Source organism: Argonema antarcticum A004/B2, assembly GCF_023333585.1.
GTDB classification, from domain to species: domain Bacteria; phylum Cyanobacteriota; class Cyanobacteriia; order Cyanobacteriales; family Aerosakkonemataceae; genus Argonema; species Argonema antarcticum.
The window spans coordinates 62,508-80,694 of the sequence record NZ_JAIQZN010000025.1; the positions used below are offsets into that span (position 1 = coordinate 62,508).

The 18,187-nt window shown below is 42.1% G+C and carries 16 protein-coding genes and 1 tRNA gene; 10 read left to right on the plus strand and 7 right to left on the minus strand.

Annotation, left to right across the window (positions count from 1 at the left end):
• Positions 1-112 precede the first annotated feature (112 nt).
• On the plus strand, positions 113-349 hold the full coding sequence (locus LAY57_RS13290) for a hypothetical protein (RefSeq protein ID WP_249067257.1): 237 nt from the start codon (positions 113-115) through the stop codon (positions 347-349).
• Between the two features lie 15 nt (positions 350-364).
• On the opposite strand, the gene LAY57_RS13295 is transcribed toward LAY57_RS13290, so the two are convergent.
• From LAY57_RS13295 to LAY57_RS13315, 5 genes are all read right to left on the minus strand, one after another.
• Positions 365-1,999 (minus strand): Druantia anti-phage system protein DruA, encoded by a 1,635-nt coding sequence (locus LAY57_RS13295; protein ID WP_249067258.1) that lies wholly within the window; start codon positions 1,997-1,999, stop codon positions 365-367.
• Between the two features lie 19 nt (positions 2,000-2,018).
• Complete coding sequence (locus LAY57_RS13300; RefSeq protein ID WP_249067259.1) at positions 2,019-3,173, minus strand: DNA double-strand break repair nuclease NurA; 1,155 nt, start codon at positions 3,171-3,173, stop codon at positions 2,019-2,021.
• Positions 3,174-3,235: 62 nt separating this feature from the next.
• Positions 3,236-3,308 (minus strand) — tRNA-Ala (locus tag LAY57_RS13305).
• A gap of 56 nt (positions 3,309-3,364) precedes the next feature.
• Positions 3,365-4,093: an HAD family hydrolase gene (locus tag LAY57_RS13310; protein ID WP_249067260.1), complete on the minus strand. Its 729-nt coding sequence runs from the start codon at positions 4,091-4,093 to the stop codon at positions 3,365-3,367.
• The gene (locus tag LAY57_RS13315) at positions 4,090-4,998 is read right to left on the minus strand and encodes a class I SAM-dependent methyltransferase (protein WP_249067261.1); all 909 of its coding nucleotides are present in this window, start codon (positions 4,996-4,998) and stop codon (positions 4,090-4,092) included. The genes LAY57_RS13310 and LAY57_RS13315 overlap by 4 nt, the downstream gene beginning before the upstream one ends.
• A 290-nt stretch (positions 4,999-5,288) precedes the next feature.
• Here LAY57_RS13315 and LAY57_RS13320 point away from each other — a divergent pair, with 290 nt between their 5' ends.
• From LAY57_RS13320 to LAY57_RS13330, 3 genes are all read left to right on the plus strand, one after another.
• Entirely contained in the window at positions 5,289-7,436 is a 2,148-nt protein-coding gene (locus LAY57_RS13320; protein WP_249067262.1) for an intein-containing RctB family protein, read from the plus strand.
• A 224-nt stretch (positions 7,437-7,660) separates the two neighbouring features.
• Entirely contained in the window at positions 7,661-8,287 is a 627-nt protein-coding gene (locus LAY57_RS13325) for a GNAT family N-acetyltransferase (RefSeq protein WP_249067263.1), read from the plus strand.
• 105 nt (positions 8,288-8,392) lie between these two features.
• Positions 8,393-9,220 carry a class I SAM-dependent methyltransferase gene (locus tag LAY57_RS13330; RefSeq protein WP_249067264.1) on the plus strand — a complete coding sequence of 276 codons (828 nt, stop codon included), beginning with the start codon at positions 8,393-8,395 and terminating at the stop codon, positions 9,218-9,220.
• Here LAY57_RS13330 and LAY57_RS13335 read toward each other — a convergent pair whose 3' ends face one another.
• A complete protein-coding gene (locus tag LAY57_RS13335; protein ID WP_249067265.1) occupies positions 9,221-9,802 on the minus strand; it encodes a Uma2 family endonuclease in 582 nt (193 codons plus the stop codon).
• A gap of 41 nt (positions 9,803-9,843) precedes the next feature.
• Complete coding sequence (locus tag LAY57_RS13340; protein ID WP_249067266.1) at positions 9,844-11,406, minus strand: TM0106 family RecB-like putative nuclease; 1,563 nt, start codon at positions 11,404-11,406, stop codon at positions 9,844-9,846.
• 88 nt (positions 11,407-11,494) lie between these two features.
• Between LAY57_RS13340 and LAY57_RS13345 the strand changes: the two genes are divergently transcribed.
• The 6 genes from LAY57_RS13345 to LAY57_RS13370 all read left to right on the plus strand — a co-directional run bounded on the left by LAY57_RS13345 (position 11,495) and on the right by LAY57_RS13370 (position 18,073).
• On the plus strand, positions 11,495-12,670 hold the full coding sequence (locus LAY57_RS13345; protein WP_249067267.1) for an aminotransferase class V-fold PLP-dependent enzyme: 1,176 nt from the start codon (positions 11,495-11,497) through the stop codon (positions 12,668-12,670).
• 439 nt (positions 12,671-13,109) lie between these two features.
• Positions 13,110-13,526 carry an MAPEG family protein gene (locus tag LAY57_RS13350; RefSeq protein ID WP_249067268.1) on the plus strand — a complete coding sequence of 139 codons (417 nt, stop codon included), beginning with the start codon at positions 13,110-13,112 and terminating at the stop codon, positions 13,524-13,526.
• A 68-nt stretch (positions 13,527-13,594) separates the two neighbouring features.
• Positions 13,595-14,680: a glycosyl transferase gene (locus LAY57_RS13355; RefSeq protein WP_249067269.1), complete on the plus strand. Its 1,086-nt coding sequence runs from the start codon at positions 13,595-13,597 to the stop codon at positions 14,678-14,680.
• 17 nt (positions 14,681-14,697) lie between these two features.
• Entirely contained in the window at positions 14,698-15,117 is a 420-nt protein-coding gene (locus LAY57_RS13360; protein WP_249067270.1) for a secondary thiamine-phosphate synthase enzyme YjbQ, read from the plus strand.
• Between the two features lie 337 nt (positions 15,118-15,454).
• A complete protein-coding gene (locus LAY57_RS13365; RefSeq protein WP_249067271.1) occupies positions 15,455-17,077 on the plus strand; it encodes an alpha/beta hydrolase in 1,623 nt (540 codons plus the stop codon).
• A gap of 204 nt (positions 17,078-17,281) precedes the next feature.
• Complete coding sequence (locus LAY57_RS13370; RefSeq protein ID WP_249067272.1) at positions 17,282-18,073, plus strand: SPFH domain-containing protein; 792 nt, start codon at positions 17,282-17,284, stop codon at positions 18,071-18,073.
• Positions 18,074-18,187: the final 114 nt, after the last annotated feature.

Below are 18,187 nucleotides of genomic sequence, written 5' to 3' on the forward strand. Positions count from 1 at the left end.
ATTCCAACTAATCCATTACAGGCTGCCTATAATAGACCACCTATAAAACTAAGCGATAATAAAGTTAAGTCTTCGATACAAACTTAATCTTAAAAATATTTGCAATTGTCGAGTGCCACATTGTTTGACCACTTGCCATTACAACAGTCTTGGCTTGGTCTATCAAACTCAAGGGGAGAAAGAGGTATTTTTAGCCCGTGCTTATGCCCAAGATTTACAAACAGAGCAATTGTCTTTGGATGAGGCAAAAGTTAGCAGTCGTAAGGTTCGGGAGGCTGGGAAGGCGGTTAGCAATCGCTCGATTTTGGCAGAGGTACGCGATGATTTTATGATTAATAAAGATAAATAAAATCTTTTTATCATATTAATCTACTTTTAAAGAATTATTTAATTTTTCTAACCTTGGTATTATCCATCTATTCTGCCAATATTCGATTAATTCATTTTTGTTAAAGTCTTTCCATTTTGGTATATTTGATTCTCCTAAAAGATATTCTTGCCAATTTTCTGCTGATGGACAACTATAATATCCCCTTTGCCAACCAATACTTACTATATCTTCTGACAATCCTAATTCTTGCAGTCCTTTTCTTAAAACTCTCATTTTCCAATTTGAACCTTGACCAAATTTATAGCTATTAAAAAAATCTTTAGGAACGACTTGTTTAATTAATTCCCAACTTCCATTAGCTGTTATATGTAAATGACTTTGACCTTTTGTATAACCATGAAATCTCCAATTCATTAAGCGATTATATATAGCAGATTTACCAAAAGCTCCCAAAGTATCTATATATACAAGATTGGCTTGTTTATTTTCCCCAGAGATGAGAGATATTTTATCTTTGTATTTATTATGAAAAACTTGTCTAACTTCTGGAAACATTAAGCATAAAGCAATCAGTTTACCTCCAAGAATTAAATTATAAGGTGGTACGGCTCCTAAAATATAGGCTGTCATACAATTATATAATCTTTGTAATCTTTGTTCTTTTGTCCAACCAATATATTGATCTCTTATTCCTAAAGCAATAACAGGATCACTCAATCCAAAAATACCAATTAACTTATCATTCTGTTCGTCAAATACTAAAAAACGTATTCTTCGTCCATAACCATTTGTTACAGGAATCGTCCAGAAAGATGTAGCATAACCATAAAAATCTGCCTTCAACAAAATAGAAGCAAACAGGCTTACAGCATTACTTTTTGTTCCTAGTCTAATTTGATTAGTTAAACTATAAACTTCAACTTTTCTACCTAATTTTTTTAAGGAATCATGCAATTCAAATGGTAAATCTTTATCACTAGCAAATTGATTTTGAGGATCGATAAAAATAATTCCCATGTTTTTATGTCTAGCATATCCTAACAACATATAAGCCGCTAAACCTGATTTTCCTGAACCGCTTTTACCAAAAACACCTATATGATAAGCCTCTCCTGCACCTGTTTTTTCATCATCTTTAGCATCTTTTGGATCTCTATCAAAATGCTTTAACCACAGAGGCATTTTCACATCAGTAGCATAAGCATGACCTAAATAAAGAATTTGATTTTTATACTGTACTAAAAGGTTATCTAAAATTTCATCTCGAACCGAAAAAATAGGAGTGCCTGTGGCTGGAGATGTTCCTAATATTCCTTCACTAATTTTACCATCGGGTGCAATACTGAAACAAGCTTGTACATTTAATGTAGCTGTTCTTACGTCAGCTTTTTCGCTTAAATGAGGGAGTGAACCTCTACGTTTAATGATACCTCTAAATGTTAAATCTTCATGCCAACGATTTTTGGTTTCTATTTCACTAATTTGTCCAATAACAACCAATTTATCTTGTTCCTGTGGTTGCACAAGGCAGACTAATTGTCCTAAATTTCTCTTTTTTTCGCTTTTTTGATTAATGTCCATAAGAATTTCTGTGGTATTACTTGGTGAACCCACACTACCAATGTTAAATTCATCTGAATGATTATTGAGTAAATCAAGTACATTCATAATTCCTCCTAAATATTACTTAAGTTCTGTAGGATTGGGTGAGTAGTTGAAGAAAATCAGGGTTATCACTAAATTGATATTGTACCACTGCTCTTAATGCTTCTAAACCACCACTAATGCTTTTAGCCATCATATCAGCTAAATACTGGGGATAAGGTTCTTTGATTTCAGTAGTAACAACTTGCTCCTTAACTCCTTTTAAAACTTTAGCAAGTTCAATCTCTGTTGTAGCACAGCTTTCTTTCATTTCTATTCTATAGGCAGGAGACCATTTATAAGGTTTATAGTAAGTAAAATACACCTTTTGATTTTTAGGTAAAGCAAGGGCTTTGTTTAATTCTTCTTTAATACTTTCTCTTTTGCCATGAAAATCGAATTTGTTGGAAACTGAAATATACAGATCGCTCCAAACTTGTTTTGTTTTAGGTGTTTGACCGACAGCCAAAGGTTTTGTAAATTCATCTGGCTCTAAAATTAATGTCATAATTGTTTTATCATCAAGTGTTAAATTAAAATTTTTCAAAACACTTAAACCAATGTCTTGCGAAGAATCATATTTAACCATATAAACAACATTAGGATTTGTCATGGTTTTTTTGAGAGAATCTATAACCTCAAATTCATTAATTATATCCCATGTTACTTGTTGTAAATGAGGCTCATCTAAAGTTGACATACTGGTTAAACTATTAATTCCGATCACAGGTGTTTGATGAGAACCATCTGCAATTACTACATCATGGGGAGTTTGACTAATTACTAACAATTCTAAAGCCGTCATTGCCCCTCTAGTTACTTTAGGATTACTTTCAGAACTATGAGGAAGTACATCTTGCCAATTTTTATATTGAACTGAACCCCATTTTCGTTTATCCTCTCTGACTAAACCTTCAACACCAACACCAACAGCAATTAAAGTATCAGCACCGATAGATTTTTCAATCGCTTGTCCACCATCAACCGCAGCAATAGAAGGAATTGGAGGATTTTCTAAATCACCAAATCTACAAATTAAATTATTATCGTCTAATGTTTGATGTAATATTTTCCTTTGTCGCTGTAATTTTTCAAAAAGTGGTTTAATTTTATCTGCTATTTTGGGAGCATCTTCTAAAATATCTTCCAAAAGTTCATCAGGAAGATTCGCATAACTATCATTTTGGTTATTTCTCATATTAATTCACTTAGTTTTTCATAAATAACATCTAACCACACAAGGATATCGACAGAAAGTTATGGAGAATAGGGAACTCGAATCCCTGACCTCTGCGGTGCGATCGCAGCGCTCTACCAACTGAGCTAATTCCCCGGATGGATTTTGGATTGAATCGCCAATCTAAAATCGGCTAACTGCCATTACATATTCTAACACTCAGCGACAGTTTCCTGGAGTTCCTGCTGGGAAAATACTTCCTGCACTCGTTCCAATTCTAGATGAGTAAGATAATCCACCGTCCAGTGGGCCCGACGCTGGAGCATATGGAAGGGGTAGGTATTCGCCACGCCAACTACCTGTATTCCTGCTAGCTTCGCCGCTGTAATCCCAGCAAAAGTATCTTCAATCGCCAGACACTGGGATGGTTCGAGGTTAAAACCGGGAATTTGCTGATTGAATCTTTCCACCGCCAACAGATAACTATCCGGTTCGGGTTTGCTCGCTTTCAAGTCATCTCCGGCTACAATCAAGTCAAAGTTTTGGGCCAGCTTAGCTTTATTTAAGACCAGTTCCACTTCGGAACGTAAGGCACCGCTGACCACCGCCATCCGCAGCTTAGCCGATCGCAGCTTATAAATTAAGTCCTCCAACCCTGGATAAATGGGTAATTTTTCCAGTTTTCCCAGTTCGATCTGGTAAGCTTGGGCTTTGCGGGCGATCAGTTGGGTTAAATAGCTTTCGGTGACAACGCGACCCCGACGAGTGAGTAGTTCGACGATACAGGCCCGATCGCTTCTACCCAGACAAACTTGTCGGTACTCCCCCGGTTTCGATCGCAGATTTTCCTCAATCAAAATCTGCGCGATCAGCTTTTCGTGAATCGCCTCATCATTAATGATGATGCCGTTAAAATCAAACAGTACTGCCTTCAATGTCATGTAGTAAAAGCTGGGGCCAGAAAACCCTCCAAATCATCACTTTCTGCTGTGCTACCAGTCGCCACAGAATTGCGGACAACTGCCACCGAGTTAGATGTCTCTTCATCTAAGATAGGTTTGATGCCCTTTGTCACCTGATGCACCCACCACAGATCTTGGGTTTGCACCGCTTCAAAGCCTGCCATTCCCATCCAAGCATCCAAATTTCCAGCAGCGTAAGCCTTAATATAAGGTTCTTCAAAAATATCATTCAACCAGTCCGTTTGGCGCAAAGTCTTTTGGTTGCCATCTAGAATTAAAACTTGTCCTCCTGTCTTCAGGAGGCGGAAGCTTTCCCGCAGAATCGCTTTTGTTACTGCTGGTGGCGTTTCGTGGCATAACAAAGAAGCCGTCACCACATCAAAAGAGCGATCGGCAAACCCCGTTTGTTCCGCATTGCCATGTCGCCACTGGATATTAAGCTGTGCTTTTCGGGCTTTATGGTTCGCCATCAATAGCATATACGGCGATAAGTCCAAACCGATCGCTTCTGCCTGGGGAAAAGCTTGTTTCAACATCAGCGTTGTGGAACCAGTCCCGCAGCCTAAGTCTAAAATACGTTGCGGCTGTACGTCGATGGCGTCTATCAAGCCTTGGCGTATCCAGGTTTCGTTGGGTGGCAATACGTACTGGGTGATGGGATCGTAGGAAACTGAAGCACTGGGGTTGAGATATCCGCCCTCTATACCGTGGAAGTTTTGGCTACTGTAGTAGGAGGGATAGGTGAGATTGGGGTCGCGGATGCGATCGCTTTCTTTTTCCCAATCAACACTTTCATAAAATCGCCGTATCCCTTCTTCATCAATGAAAACCCGAACCACCGGCGCTAAAAACCTTTCCCAAATCGTATCTTGACGAACCGCCATACAACTTGACCTCACACAAAGTGGATTCAGGACTGCGGGGTAGCGCGATCGGCCCTCCCTCTTTACAAATTTTAATAGTATTTTTACTCAAAAATCATCTGTCACTTGCGTCTTTCACACATGACCTACCCGTGCATAATGTAGTATAATAATAATACCAGCGTACCACTGCTTTAGCAAGCGAACGAGTTATAGCCATTTGGATTGGAGTTGAATACAACTCGCGTCTTTGAATGCGGTACTATATTTATCGGTAGCGCTGGCTGTTCTGTATTAATCCCTATTAAAATATGCCCTACGAAAAGTTAGAAATTTCAACTCCAGCGCCAGTACTTTCTTGGGCTAACCACGCCCTCGGTGCTGAAGAAACCAAGATGGCAAAGAATGTAGCATCCCTACCATTTGTTTTCAAGCACGTAGCGCTGATGCCAGATGTTCACCTGGGCAAAGGTGCCTTAGTGGGGTCTGTAATTGCCACTAAAGAAGCTATTATGCCAGCTGCTGTGGGGGTGGATATTGGTTGTTTCACAGGAGATACACTGGTTCCTTTGGCAGATGGAAAATCCTATCCAATTAAAGAACTAGCTAACTGGAAACAGGACTTTATAGTCTACTCCTGCACACAGACAACTAGAATCGCAGCAGCTAAAGCGACAGCACGATTAACTCGGCACAACGCAGAACTGGTAAAGGTAATTCTGGATAACGGTGAAGAAATAAAATGTACTCCTGACCATGAATTCATGCTAAGGGATGGGACTTATCGGGAAGCCTGTGAATTAAAAGCCGGTACATCTTTAATGCCTTTTTATTCCAAAGTTGATAAAGATGGTTACATCTTAATTCAGCAACCTTATTCAGGTAAATGGCAAAAAGCACATTGGATAATTGCTCGTTCTGGTTTATTAGGCAAAGTACCTTCCTTTAAGGAGCAAAGAACAGTTATCCACCACAAAAACTTTGAGCAAGCTGACAATCGCCCAGAAAATTTAGAATTTATGGGTGATAAAGACCACTCTGCTTACCATCGCTCATTGGTAGAAAGGAATAACCATTGGCAATCTTCAGAGTTTCAATCAAAAAGGAAGCAAGCATTAGCTGCTAAAGCCAGTACACCAGATGGTCACAGATATTACTCTGAAAGAGGGACGAAAAACATTATTCAGTATATGCAAGAACGTCCCGCTCACTTCAAAGCCTCTGTATCGGGAAATGGTGAAAGAGGAAAACAATATCTCACTAAATACAACACGAGTGAGAAGGGAAGAGCAAAGAGCAAAGAAATTGCCAACAGACTATACACCTGTGAGACTTGCGGCTCTCCGATTAAAACCCCAATTGGACTTCACAACCACAGGAAAAATCAACACGGTTATAATCACAAAGTTATAGCCGTTATCCCTCTACAAGAAAAGCAGGATGTTTATTGCCTGACGGTTCCAGAATATGGAAACTTCGCCCTCAGTGCGGGCGTATTTGTTCACAACTGCGGCATGATGGCTATCAAAACACCATTTACTGCCGATAAACTTGAAGGCAAGCTGAAGAAAATCCGCCTGGAGATAGAAGCAGCTATTCCAGTTGGCTTCAACGAGAATAAAGAAGTCGAAAAAGCTGTAACTAACTGGCAACATTGGCATGATTTCAAGGAACTTCATCCAGGAGTGCAACACCTGGAAAGCAAGGCAATGAAACAGTTAGGTTCTCTCGGTGGAGGAAACCATTTTATCGAAGTTTGCATCGATACAGAAAACCAAGTTTGGTTGATGCTGCACTCCGGTTCCCGCAATATTGGCAATATGCTAGCCCAAAATCATATTGGTACTGGAAAGGAACTAGCAAAACTGGCAAACATACGTTTACCAGATCCAGATTTGACTTATTTTGTGGCGGGTACACCAGAATTTGCCGCTTACTGGAACGATTTACAGTGGGCGCAAAATTATGCTCGATTTAATCGCGATGTGATGATGTCTCGGTTCAAGCGAATTGTTGAAAAACATCTTGCTGGCGGTAAGCAAACTAAGCCTTTATTGTCGGTGAATTGCCATCACAATTATGCGGAAAAAGAAGTCCATTTTGGTGAGGAGGTGTACGTCACTCGCAAGGGTGCAGTAAGGGCGCGTGAGGAAGATTACGGGATTATTCCCGGTTCGATGGGGGCGAAATCTTTCATCGTTAAAGGTAAGGGAAATCATGACAGTTATTGCAGTTGTTCTCATGGTGCTGGGCGTTTGATGTCTCGAAATAAGGCGAAACTTAACTTTTCGCTGGATGATTTGATTCAGCAAACTAATGGTGTGGAGTGTCGTAAAGATGAGGGGGTTTTGGATGAAATTCCCGGTGCTTATAAACCGATCGATGAGGTGATGAATAATCAATCTGATTTAGTGGAAGTTGTAGCAACGCTGAAGCAAGTTGTCTGCATTAAGGGATGAATTGTAGAGGTGATAATCGCTATAACTTTCGTAGGTTGGGTTGAGGTGACGAAACCTAAACCCTAACCTTTGTTGGGTTTCTGCATTAAGGGATGATATCGTTAAATTGTCTGTTTTCATCCTTGGTTAAATTTTTACCACAGATGAAGACAGATGAACGCAGATGAACACAGATAAGAATAAGAACACTATTTTTTTAGGTAACAGATGCTACCGGACATGATATGAATTATAAAGGTGATAGAGGAGATATGAAAGGATTTATAGAAACTGAAAGATTGATTTTGCGTCAGTTTAATGATGAGGATGCCGATAATTTATTTGCATTGGATAATGACCCGGAAGTAATGCGTTTTATCAATGGTGGAAATCCAGCCGATCGCGCATTTATTCAAGAAAAGGTTTTGCCAAGAATCAGATCGTATTATAGTAAATATGAAAATTACGGAATTTGGGCAGCGATCGAAAAATCGAGCCAGGATTTTATGGGCTGGTTTCATTTATATCCTGCAATAGAAAATGCCTTTGCTGTTGAAATAAATTTGGTAAAAGATGACGAAATTGCTCTGGGATATAGGCTGAAAAGAGATAAATGGGGCAAAGGATATGCAACAGAATGTTCTCGATTATTGGTAGAAAAAGGTTTCTCTCAATGGGGCGTTCAACGAGTTGTTGCTTGGGCTTTAGCGGAAAATAAAGCATCTATACGGGTAATGGAAAAAGCTGGTTTAAAGTTTGAAAAAGAGTTTATGTTTAAAGAAAGTCAACTGCCAAATCTAAAACCGCTTGAACTAAAAGCAGTTATGTATTCTCTTGATAAATCTATCTACCAATCTCGTAGGGTGTGTTAGTCTGTAGGGCGAAGCACTTGGCTTTGTTATCTTATTGGTAAGAACCAAAAATATCGGCAGCCGCTTCGCCTCTACCCAGTCCTCATCTCAAGGAGAATTTTACAAATGATCGATCGCACAAATATTGACGAATACAAGCAGCGAGTGATTGCTGAATTTAATTCGAGGAATAGCTACGACAATGATTTTCGCTATCGTCTCGGAAATCGTCTAGTTGAACTAGCACAATTGGAAAGGGGACAGCAAATATTAGATGTAGCAACTGGTACGGGTATAGTTGCGATCGCATCTGCTCAAATCGTTGGCGATGAAGGCAAAGTTATCGGCGTTGATATCTCTCCAGGTATGCTAAGTCAAGCGCAACGCAAAATTGAGGCTGCCAATCTGAAAAATGTTGAACTAATTGAAGTAGATGCAGATTATCTCAACTTTGACAATAACATTTTCGATGCGATTTTCTGTTCTTCGGCGATCGTGTATTTAAGCGATATTCCCCGCGCATTGCGATCGTGGTATCGTTTCCTCAAAAAAGATGGTTTGGTGGCATTTTCTACTTTTCCTGATGGTATCCCTAGCGTACCTGAGTTGTTTGTGGCGATCGCGCCAAACTATGGTATCTCGATTCCAGATTTAAAAGAACCGCTGAATACCCCAGAAAAGTGTCGTAAAATGTTGCAGGAGGCAGGTTTTGAAAATATCGAACTGACAACCGAGCAATTTGGTTATTATATGAGCGTCAGCGATGCAAAAAATTTGTGGAATCAACTCTCGAACAATAATTTGATTACGCCGCAGTTGCAGATTTCACCAGAACAATTAGAGCAATTTCAAGCTGAATATATTGCCAAAATTGAGGCTTTAGCGACAGATAAAGGTATTTGGAATGATTTTACAACCTTTTTTGTACTAGCTAGAAAGTCAGTCGAAAGTTAGCTATTCACTTTCATTTTCTGTGAATTCCACATCTTCATACAAAGCATCAATGCTAACGCGAAAGTCAACGCTTGCTAAGTAAATTTCGCTTCCCTGCCTATATGTTTGTAATACCCAAAGTCCTTCAGGATTGCGACGGAAACACTCAACACGCTGGCGCTTTTGGCTAATCAGCACATATTCTTGCAGTGTCTCTAATTCTTGGTAATCACCAAACTTATCACCGCGATCGAATCCTTCAGTTCCTCTAGACAATACTTCTACAATCAAACAAGGATATTGTTTGAAAGATTGAAATGCTCTATCCCGTTGATCGCAACTTACCATTACATCAGGATAATAAAAAATATTAAGTGTTTCAATCTGTGCCTTCATGTCTGACATATAGACACGACAACCCCTCCCGCGCACATGATTTCTTAACGCTGAAGCCAAGTTGAGGGAAATAGTAACATGGGGGTCGCTTGCCCCTGCCATTGCGTAGACTTGTCCGCAAATGTATTCGTGTTTGATTGGACTTAGCTCCTCTCCTGCGAGATATTCTTCTGGAGAGATGTAATTTGGACTTTTATTAACAACCATTGGTCAAGTACCTACTCTTGTATAATATCAGTTTACTATATTTATCCAGCGTTAATTTGAACCGAATTCTGTACAGCGTTCGCTAACCAATCTTTGACATGGTGGGTGGCGCGACAGTCATCTTCGTTGTATAGGACAATTTTGTCGAGCAAAGTGCGATCGCACGTCTTCAACCACAGATCGTACCAGTAAATGGCCTGAGCGCCATTTGCCTTGGCATCGCGCCACTCAAAACCCAGCCAACGTGCGATCGCTTTAAGAGTGTAATTTTCCACTGGCAAAGTCACCCCAGAACAGATCCCCTCATGGATATCCACAAAGCGAGTTAGCAACGGTTTCCACAAATGGTTTGGTGTATTGTAGCGCCCAGCCAGCCGCCGCACAGCCAGAACTTCGTAATCGCAGAAATGGAAAATTGGCGCTAAAGGATAAGTCCACACCAAATCTAAAAATTGCTGCCAAGTTGACGCCTCATCTTCCGGTTGTTCTGCCAAAAAAGGATAAAATTTCTCAGTTTTAGCTTCGCGATCGACAACCAGTACTCCCAAAAGATAAGCTATATCTAAATCTGGCTCAGCTTCAATATCGAAATACAATTCAACAGTCGCAGTCGGTAAATTTAAAGGCTGAGGCGATATCAAAATCGCCCGATTTTCTAACACAGATTGGGCTTGCCGCACCAACTGCACAGCCACTTCCCGATCGAAAACTTCTTCCAGTACGCTTAAACTAACATTTGCCAGAGATGACAATGTTGTCAAATTAAGTGCTTGCAAATAAGTGTAGCGGCTGGGGGTAACACCGGGTAACAGTGAGAGGTGTTGCTGAGATTTTGCTATCTCATAACAGTAGTTATACCACCCGCAAATACTGCACCGCTGACGACTGATAAAAACCTCTGGTTCCTGTTCTTTAAGCAATACTTGGCTGCATTCTTCTAGAATTATCTGCATCTGAGACATCCTGATATCCAAATTCACTGGATATGCACCTTTTTCTCGCAAAATTAGCCACGCTGTTGCGGGCATTGCCTGTTGCACTTGTGCCAGTACCTGAGCGTGAAATGCTGCTATGATTTGATAATCCAGCTTGGCACGTTTACCCAATTGAATGTCTACTGGAACGTAAAGCCAATCACCAAAACGAGATTGTCCTGGCTGTTTAACCAACAAATCTGGACGGCTGAGAAGGACGACCGGGCCGGAAGGTAGTAGGGGCGAAGCATTTGCTGCGATAATTTGTTGGTCAGATGCAATGTCTTTCTCAGCAAATTCTTCGCCTTGACTGAGTTTTGAGTTAAAAAATTCCTCCCTTTGCGCGATCGCCATTTCAGTCAGAAGTACGCCTTTGTGGATGCGATCGACTCCCTGCTCCATTAATGCTAGAGTAGCGATCGCACCAGCTTGCCAATCTCCCTTGGCGTAGATAGGCTGATGATAAACCTCTTCTGCTAGAAAAGTTTTTTGATGAGCGAAACGGTCTTGTAGCAGTTTCAAATGAAAGTCACTCGGAAGTTCCCGCTTGGTGCGGTCTCCACAGACATCAAGAAACGCTCGTCGATTACAGCGTTGGTAGTGCAGCAGCAGTTCGGCAGTTAGCAACATGGCTCTACACTAGCAAGAAATCGGCGGCAACAAATGACGGTATCCTGATTTATGCAGCTAGCTGGGGATAAAAAATCTGGGTCTGGGTATGACGAACGTTTTTTCAGCACAAACTTTATTAGAACAATATCGCCAAAAATTTCCCGCTTTGGCGAATAAAGCTTATTTCAATTACGGCGGTCAAGGGCCAATGCCCCAAGCGGCAATGGACGCTATCTACCAATCCTATCAATATATCCAGTGTGCAGGGCCGTTTTCGCCAGAGGTGTATGCTTGGGTAGTGGAGGAGGCGAATCGAACTAGAGAAGCGATCGCATCTGAATTAGGCGTTACACCTGAAACCATCACCTTAACCGAAGATGTCACTGTAGGTTGCAACATCGCCTTGTGGGGAATCGACTGGAAAGCTGGCGATCGCTTGCTGATGTCTGAATGCGAACATCCCGGCATTGTAGCAGCTGTAGGGGAAATTCAGCGGCGCTTTGGCATCGAAATTGACATTTGCAATCTAATGGCAACTTTGAATGAAGGAGATCCTCTAGCAGCTATTACCCAGCATCTGCGATCGAATACCAAGTTGGTAGTATTAAGCCATATCCTCTGGAATACTGGTCAACTCTTGCCACTTGCCGATATTGTCAAAGCCTGCCAGCAAAATAGTTCTGACACCAGAATTCTAGTTGATGCCGCCCAGTCTGTGGGGATGCTACCCTTAAATCTTAGTGAATTGGGCGCAGACTTTTATGCCTTCACAGGTCACAAATGGTGGTGTGGCCCCGAAGGGATCGGCGGTCTTTACGTGCGACCCGAAGCCTTGGAAAGCCTGCATCCCACCTTTATTGGTTGGCGGAGTCTCCAATATAACGATCGTAACTGGCAACCGGATGGGCGAAGATTTGAAGTAGCTACCTCTGCCTACCCGTTGTATGCTGGACTGAGAACTGCGATCGCCACCCATCAACAATCGGGTGACCAGCAGGAACGCTATCAACAAATTCTCTCTTTAACCAAGTACCTCTGGCAACAGTTATCCGAACTTCCCAAAGTTAACTGTCTGCGAAAATCCCCGCCAGAGTCCGGTCTGGTTTCTTTCCAATTGCTAGGCGGCGTTTCCCATCAGCAGTTGATGCAGTTGTTGTCAGATCGAAGCTTCCTGATCCGAACCATTCATTATCCCGACTGCGTGCGAGCCTGCGTTCATTATTTCACAACAACGGCTGAAATCGATCGGCTAGTAGATGTTATTTCCAAATTTAAAGTTTAACGACGCCAAATTAACCAGCCTGACCACCAAAATTGCCGCAAAATTGTATTGCTATTATAGAATTTTATGGTATTGTAATATAATGGTAATGTTGGCGCTCATATAGCAACTTTAGGGCGATAAAGGCAACTCCAACTGTTACCTTTAGTCCATAATCCCTTACAGAGGAAGCTTTTTCCTCTTCCCTCTTCCCTCTTCCCTAGTCCCTAGCCCCTAGTCCCTAGCTATATATACTCCTTTAAAAGCATTCAAACAGCGGTTAAAAAAATCAGAATTGTAGAATTGTAGGTTGGGTTTCGCTATCGCTTAACCCAACATCAGACATGAATCGATTGATGTTGGGTTTCGTGACCAGACGGAAGAGCTTTGAGATAATTTAAAGATTGATTTGTGAGATAAACGCTAAAGTAGCAACAGTACGTTTACCGAGATGAAGTTTATGAGTTCAGTCATGCCTACTATCGATATGACCTTCCCGCTCTGGGGTCTAGCAATTTTCATCATCTGGACGATTGCTGTCGTTGCTCTTCTGCTCGCGGTCAGGATTCGGCATTTATCCGCTGGGGGATCTCCAAAAGATTTCGGAACACAAAATGACGAAAGCTTGCTTTGGCGACTATTTCGGGTACAGTCTAACTTAGTAGAAAACCTTCCTTTGTATATAGGAGTTGTGTTTCTGCTCACAGTTCGAGGCGTATCTGGAACAACGGTAGATTCGCTTATTGTTTTGTACATCGTATTTCGGCTTGTGCATTCATTGATTCACATAGCTGGGCTCAATCCGATATTCCGGCTCTTAAGCTTAGTTATTCAGTTAGTCTGTTTGGTGGCTTTGACTGCTCTAGCAATCTTCTAGTTGAGAAATTGAGAGCTAATTCATTCCTAAAATCAACTCTTGTTTCCCTAGCCTCTCAAATCCGATATATGTCTAAGAAACCAATCTTATACGTTGCCATCACCAATCACGGTTTCGGTCATGCCGTCAGGGCTGCATCCGTCGCCGCAGAAGTTCAGCGATTAGATCCCGAAATTTTATTAATTATGGTGACAACGACACCGCGTTGGTTGCTAGATAACTACATTACAGGAGATTTTATACATCGTCCTCGCGGTTTTGATGTGGGCGTTATTCAATCCGATAGCTTGAATATGGATAAAACTGCCACGCTGGAAAAACTGCGGCAAATCCAGACCCAGCAAAAATCTATTGTCGCTGCTGAAGCCAGCTTTATCCGTCAAAATCGAGTTGGTTTAATGCTGGCAGATATTCCACCTTTGGCAGGTGCGATCGCTAAAGCAGCTGGTATACCTTGTTGGATGATGGGTAACTTTGGCTGGGACTTTATTTATGAGGCTTGGGGAGGAGAATTTATCGAAATTGCCGATTGGATTCGGGAATGTTTTAGTCAATGCGATCGCTTATTTCGTCTGCCTCTCCACGAACCGATGAGTGGGTTTCCAATTATAACAGATGTCGGCTTAACTGGAGGTTATCCACGTCACAATTTAGATGAACTGCGAACTCGCTTTGGTATAACTGCCCCGGTTGACAAAACCATTTTATTGACATTTGGCGGCTTGGGTTTACAGGAAATTCCCTACGAAAACGTACTTAAATTTCCCGATTGGCAATTCATCACTCTTGACAGGGACACACCGGATTTGCCAAATTTAGTCCAAATTGCCGATCGCACCTACCGCCCCATCGATTTTATGCCGTTTTGCGGACGAGTGATTTCCAAACCTGGATACAGCACGTTTTCCGAAGCTTTGCGCCTCGAACTTCCGATCGTTTCCCTGACGCGAGAAGGCTTTGCAGAATCGCCTTTACTGCTGGAAGGTATTCAAAATTATGCTTACCATCAAATTGTGACCCCATCGGAGTTTTTCCGGGGTAGCTGGGAATTTCTGCATCAACCGCTACAACCACCCCGCCAGTCTCAGCAGTTGCCGAAAGATGGGACGGAAGCGATCGCTTTGGCGATCGTCAACTATTTCCAGACTCTTTGAGTTTTGCAATCTAAAATATGACTTGTTACCAACAATTACTCAAAATTAAAACCGCTGGCAAATCCTTGTGTAACATCACTGCCAAAGTTGAAGCCGCAGTCGGCGAATCTGGAATTGAAATAGGGCTTTGTACCCTGTTTTTACGTCACACTTCAGCTAGTTTACTCATTCAAGAAAATGCCGATCCCGATGTTCTTTGGGATTTGGAAAATTTCTTTGCTAAGCTAGTGCCAGAAGACAGTCAACGCTATATCCACAACGCAGAAGGGCCAGATGATATGCCCGCCCACATCCGCACAGCCCTGACAAAAACATCCGAACAAATACCCATTTGTCAAGGTAAATTGGTGCTGGGAACCTGGCAAGGTATCTACCTCTGGGAACATCGACAGCGCAGTCATATCCGAGAAGTATTCATTCATATAGCCGGATGCTGAGCAAGTTCACGCAAGTTGCTAGTTATTATATAATTGAGGCTCGTATTAGGTACGTTGTTGCGATGCCGCGCTCTTATACCAACTTGGATAAGAGCGCGGCATCGCAACAACATACCCAGAGTGCAACTAACTAGCAACTTGAGCTAGTATGGGAGGCGAAAGCAGCTTCGGAAATTTAACAAGAAATGGCTTTTTTATGGCATTAAAAAATCAGGTCGCATTTAATAGAATATTTTCTATGTCCACCAACACACTAATTAAAGCTGCTCAAAGGGAAAAGGGGAAAAGAAAAAAAATAAATTCATTTCTTTTTCTTTTGACTTTAGACTTTCTACTTGTGACTTTAATATCGGCACCTGCGATCGCATCTGAGCGATTGAGGCTACGTCTTGGCCCTTTTGAACAGTCAGTAAGGGTTTCAGATTTAGATCGCTTTGCTAGAACTGGCGAGTTATCTAGTGGACTCAAACCTTTTTCCATGCTTTTGACTTCCAGCGTGCGAGACGCCCTCTCCCAGCGTCTGCAACTAGACCCCAACTTGGCAGACAAGTTTATCGAGAATTGGTTGCGATCGCCAATGTCACAGCAGTTACTGACAGCTTTGGGGCGTGCTATCCCTGGAGTCACCATCGATCAAATCCAGGCCGCTGTAGCGGTAGCGGCGCGGCAAGCAAACGGTTTGACTCTAATTAACATTTTGCGAGCTATACCAGGGGAAACGGTGACGGTAGATGCCTCAGAAGCGATCGCAGTTGCCCTCCAGTTTAACCCCACCTACTGGCAAAGCCACGCTCTTGGCCCCTTATTAGAGCGGGAACTCAGCGTCACCAGTCCCCAGTTTCGTGCGGCTTTTGACCCAGCTATCCCCGGTGAAGAAAGGGTAATTAAGCAAACGCGAACCTTTCGCGATCGGCAAAGGGAACGTAGAATTCTAGTAGATATTTACTATAGCGATAATTCTTCAACTCAAAACTCTCCTAACCCGCTAGTAGTCCTTTCCCACGGTTTTGGGGCCGATCGAACATTTTTGGAGTATATCGCCCGTCATCTAGCTTCTCACGGCATCACCGTAGCAGCCATAGAGCATCCCGGCAGCAACTTTAACACGGTATCTAAGGCATCCGTCAGCGACAACCCCAGCAGTTTAATATCGCCCAGTGAGTTCCTAGACGGATCTAAAGATATCAGCTTTTTGCTAGATAAACTGGCAGAACTCAATGTCCAACCAGGTTCGCTACAGGGGAAATTTAACACCCAGCAAGTTAGCGTTATCGGTCATTCTCTGGGAGGTTATACCGCCTTAGCCCTAGCCGGATCTGAGCTTAATTTAGACGAATTGCGACAGAGCTGTAAATCTCTTTTACGAGCCAATTTAACTAGAACCTCTGCAAACGGCGAAAATATCTCGTTAAACTCGTCGATATTACCATCTCCAGGTGAGTGGTTGCAGTGTGCCGCCGCTAATTTGCCCAATAATAAGGTACAGCTGCGAGACGATCGCGTTAAGAGTGCGATCGCGCTCAATCCCCTCGTCGGTCAGCTATTTGGTAAAACTGGTCTGAAAAAAGTGAAAATTCCCACACTCATTCTAGCTAGTACCGAAGACGCCTTTACCCCAGCCATTAGGCATCAACTGCAACCTTTTACCCAGATCGGCGGTAATAAATATCTTTTAACAGCAATTGGTGCAACTCACTTAAGCGTTGGGAACCCAGGCAATTACGGTAGAAATACTTTCCTCAAAGAACGTCTTGGAGAAGACGCCGAACCCCTCCGCCAGCTGCTTAAAGGTGTCAGTTTAGCCTTCATCAAACAGCTCACCCCTGAAGCTAAAACCTACGAACCATTTTTGACACCAGCTTACGCCCAATCCCTCTCCACCCCAGAAATAGCACTTCGCCTCAATGCAGCGCTACCGCCAATTGTATCCCAATGGCTTAATTTAGCAGCTGTACCATAAAATTAGATCAATTATAGTTGTAGGTTGGGTTGAGGAACGAAACCCAACTTATTAGTCTAAGTTGTTGGGTAACGCTATGCTCAACCCAACCTACGAATAGATTAGCTAAAGTTATCACCATAGTACGGGAGAACCAATAACTCAATCCAAAATCCTCTCATCCAAAATCCTCTCATCCAATAATACTAGCAAAAGAGAAATTTTATGGGCGCAATTATTGCCGCGATTGCCTTAGTGGTGATTGGTTACACAATAGGCTCAGTGAAAATTATCAATCAAGGATATGAAGCTTTGGTAGAGCGATTGGGCAAATACAGTCGTACACTGAAAGCAGGCATTAATTTAATCGTTCCTTTTCTTGACATCATAGCTTGGGAAGAGACGACACGGGAGCAAGTTTTAGACATCCCTCCCCAAGAAGCCATTACTAAAGATAATGTTTCTCTCAAAGCTGATGCCGTAATCTATTGGCGAATTCTGGATTTAAAGAAAGCCTATTATGCTATTGATGATGTCGAAAGAGCGATTAAAAACCTAGTTTTGACTATGCTGCGATCTGAAATTGGTCAGATGGAATTAGAGCAAACTTTTTCGAGTAGAAAGAAGATTAATCAGGAACTCTTGAAGGAATTGGATGAAGCTACCGAGCCTTGGGGTGTCAAAGTTACTCGCGTAGAAATTCAAGATATCTTACCAGCCCCGAATGTTCTGGAGTCGATGGAACAGGAGAAAGCAGCGCAGATCAAAAAACGGGCAGCCATGTTGGAAGCTGAAGGTACTGCGGAATATATGAAGCTCATTTCTGAAGTTTTGAACTCCCAACCTAATGGTAAGGAAGTTTTACAGTTTTTATTAGCTCAAAAATATGTAGATGCCAACTTTAAACTGGGGGATAGCCCCAATTCTAAAATTCTTTTCATGAACCCGAAATCTATGTCCGAAGCGCTAACAGAGTTGATGAAGTCTTCAAGTGAACCTCCTGAAAAGGGTAGCTAAAAGTAATGTATAGCTAGACGGCATTGGCACTTCAGAACCTGAAGGGGCGACAACTATAGCTCAAAAGTAGACTGAATAAGCTTTTCGGCTCTTCGACCTCGCTGATAATAAGGT

Bases quoted from the DNA above. Each gene is read 5' to 3' on its own strand.
- LAY57_RS13295 (WP_249067258.1), bottom strand. From the start codon at position 1,999: ATGAATGTACTTGATTTACTCAATAATCATTCAGATGAATTTAACATT.
- LAY57_RS13300 (WP_249067259.1), bottom strand. From the start codon at position 3,173: ATGAGAAATAACCAAAATGATAGTTATGCGAATCTTCCTGATGAACTT.
- LAY57_RS13310 (WP_249067260.1), bottom strand. From the start codon at position 4,093: ATGACATTGAAGGCAGTACTGTTTGATTTTAACGGCATCATCATTAAT.
- LAY57_RS13315 (WP_249067261.1), bottom strand. From the start codon at position 4,998: ATGGCGGTTCGTCAAGATACGATTTGGGAAAGGTTTTTAGCGCCGGTG.
- LAY57_RS13320 (WP_249067262.1), top strand. From the start codon at position 5,289: ATGCCCTACGAAAAGTTAGAAATTTCAACTCCAGCGCCAGTACTTTCT.
- LAY57_RS13325 (WP_249067263.1), top strand. From the start codon at position 7,661: ATGAATTATAAAGGTGATAGAGGAGATATGAAAGGATTTATAGAAACT.
- LAY57_RS13330 (WP_249067264.1), top strand. From the start codon at position 8,393: ATGATCGATCGCACAAATATTGACGAATACAAGCAGCGAGTGATTGCT.
- LAY57_RS13335 (WP_249067265.1), bottom strand. From the start codon at position 9,802: ATGGTTGTTAATAAAAGTCCAAATTACATCTCTCCAGAAGAATATCTC.
- LAY57_RS13340 (WP_249067266.1), bottom strand. From the start codon at position 11,406: ATGTTGCTAACTGCCGAACTGCTGCTGCACTACCAACGCTGTAATCGA.
- LAY57_RS13345 (WP_249067267.1), top strand. From the start codon at position 11,495: ATGACGAACGTTTTTTCAGCACAAACTTTATTAGAACAATATCGCCAA.
- LAY57_RS13350 (WP_249067268.1), top strand. From the start codon at position 13,110: ATGAGTTCAGTCATGCCTACTATCGATATGACCTTCCCGCTCTGGGGT.
- LAY57_RS13355 (WP_249067269.1), top strand. From the start codon at position 13,595: ATGTCTAAGAAACCAATCTTATACGTTGCCATCACCAATCACGGTTTC.
- LAY57_RS13360 (WP_249067270.1), top strand. From the start codon at position 14,698: ATGACTTGTTACCAACAATTACTCAAAATTAAAACCGCTGGCAAATCC.
- LAY57_RS13370 (WP_249067272.1), top strand. From the start codon at position 17,282: ATGGGCGCAATTATTGCCGCGATTGCCTTAGTGGTGATTGGTTACACA.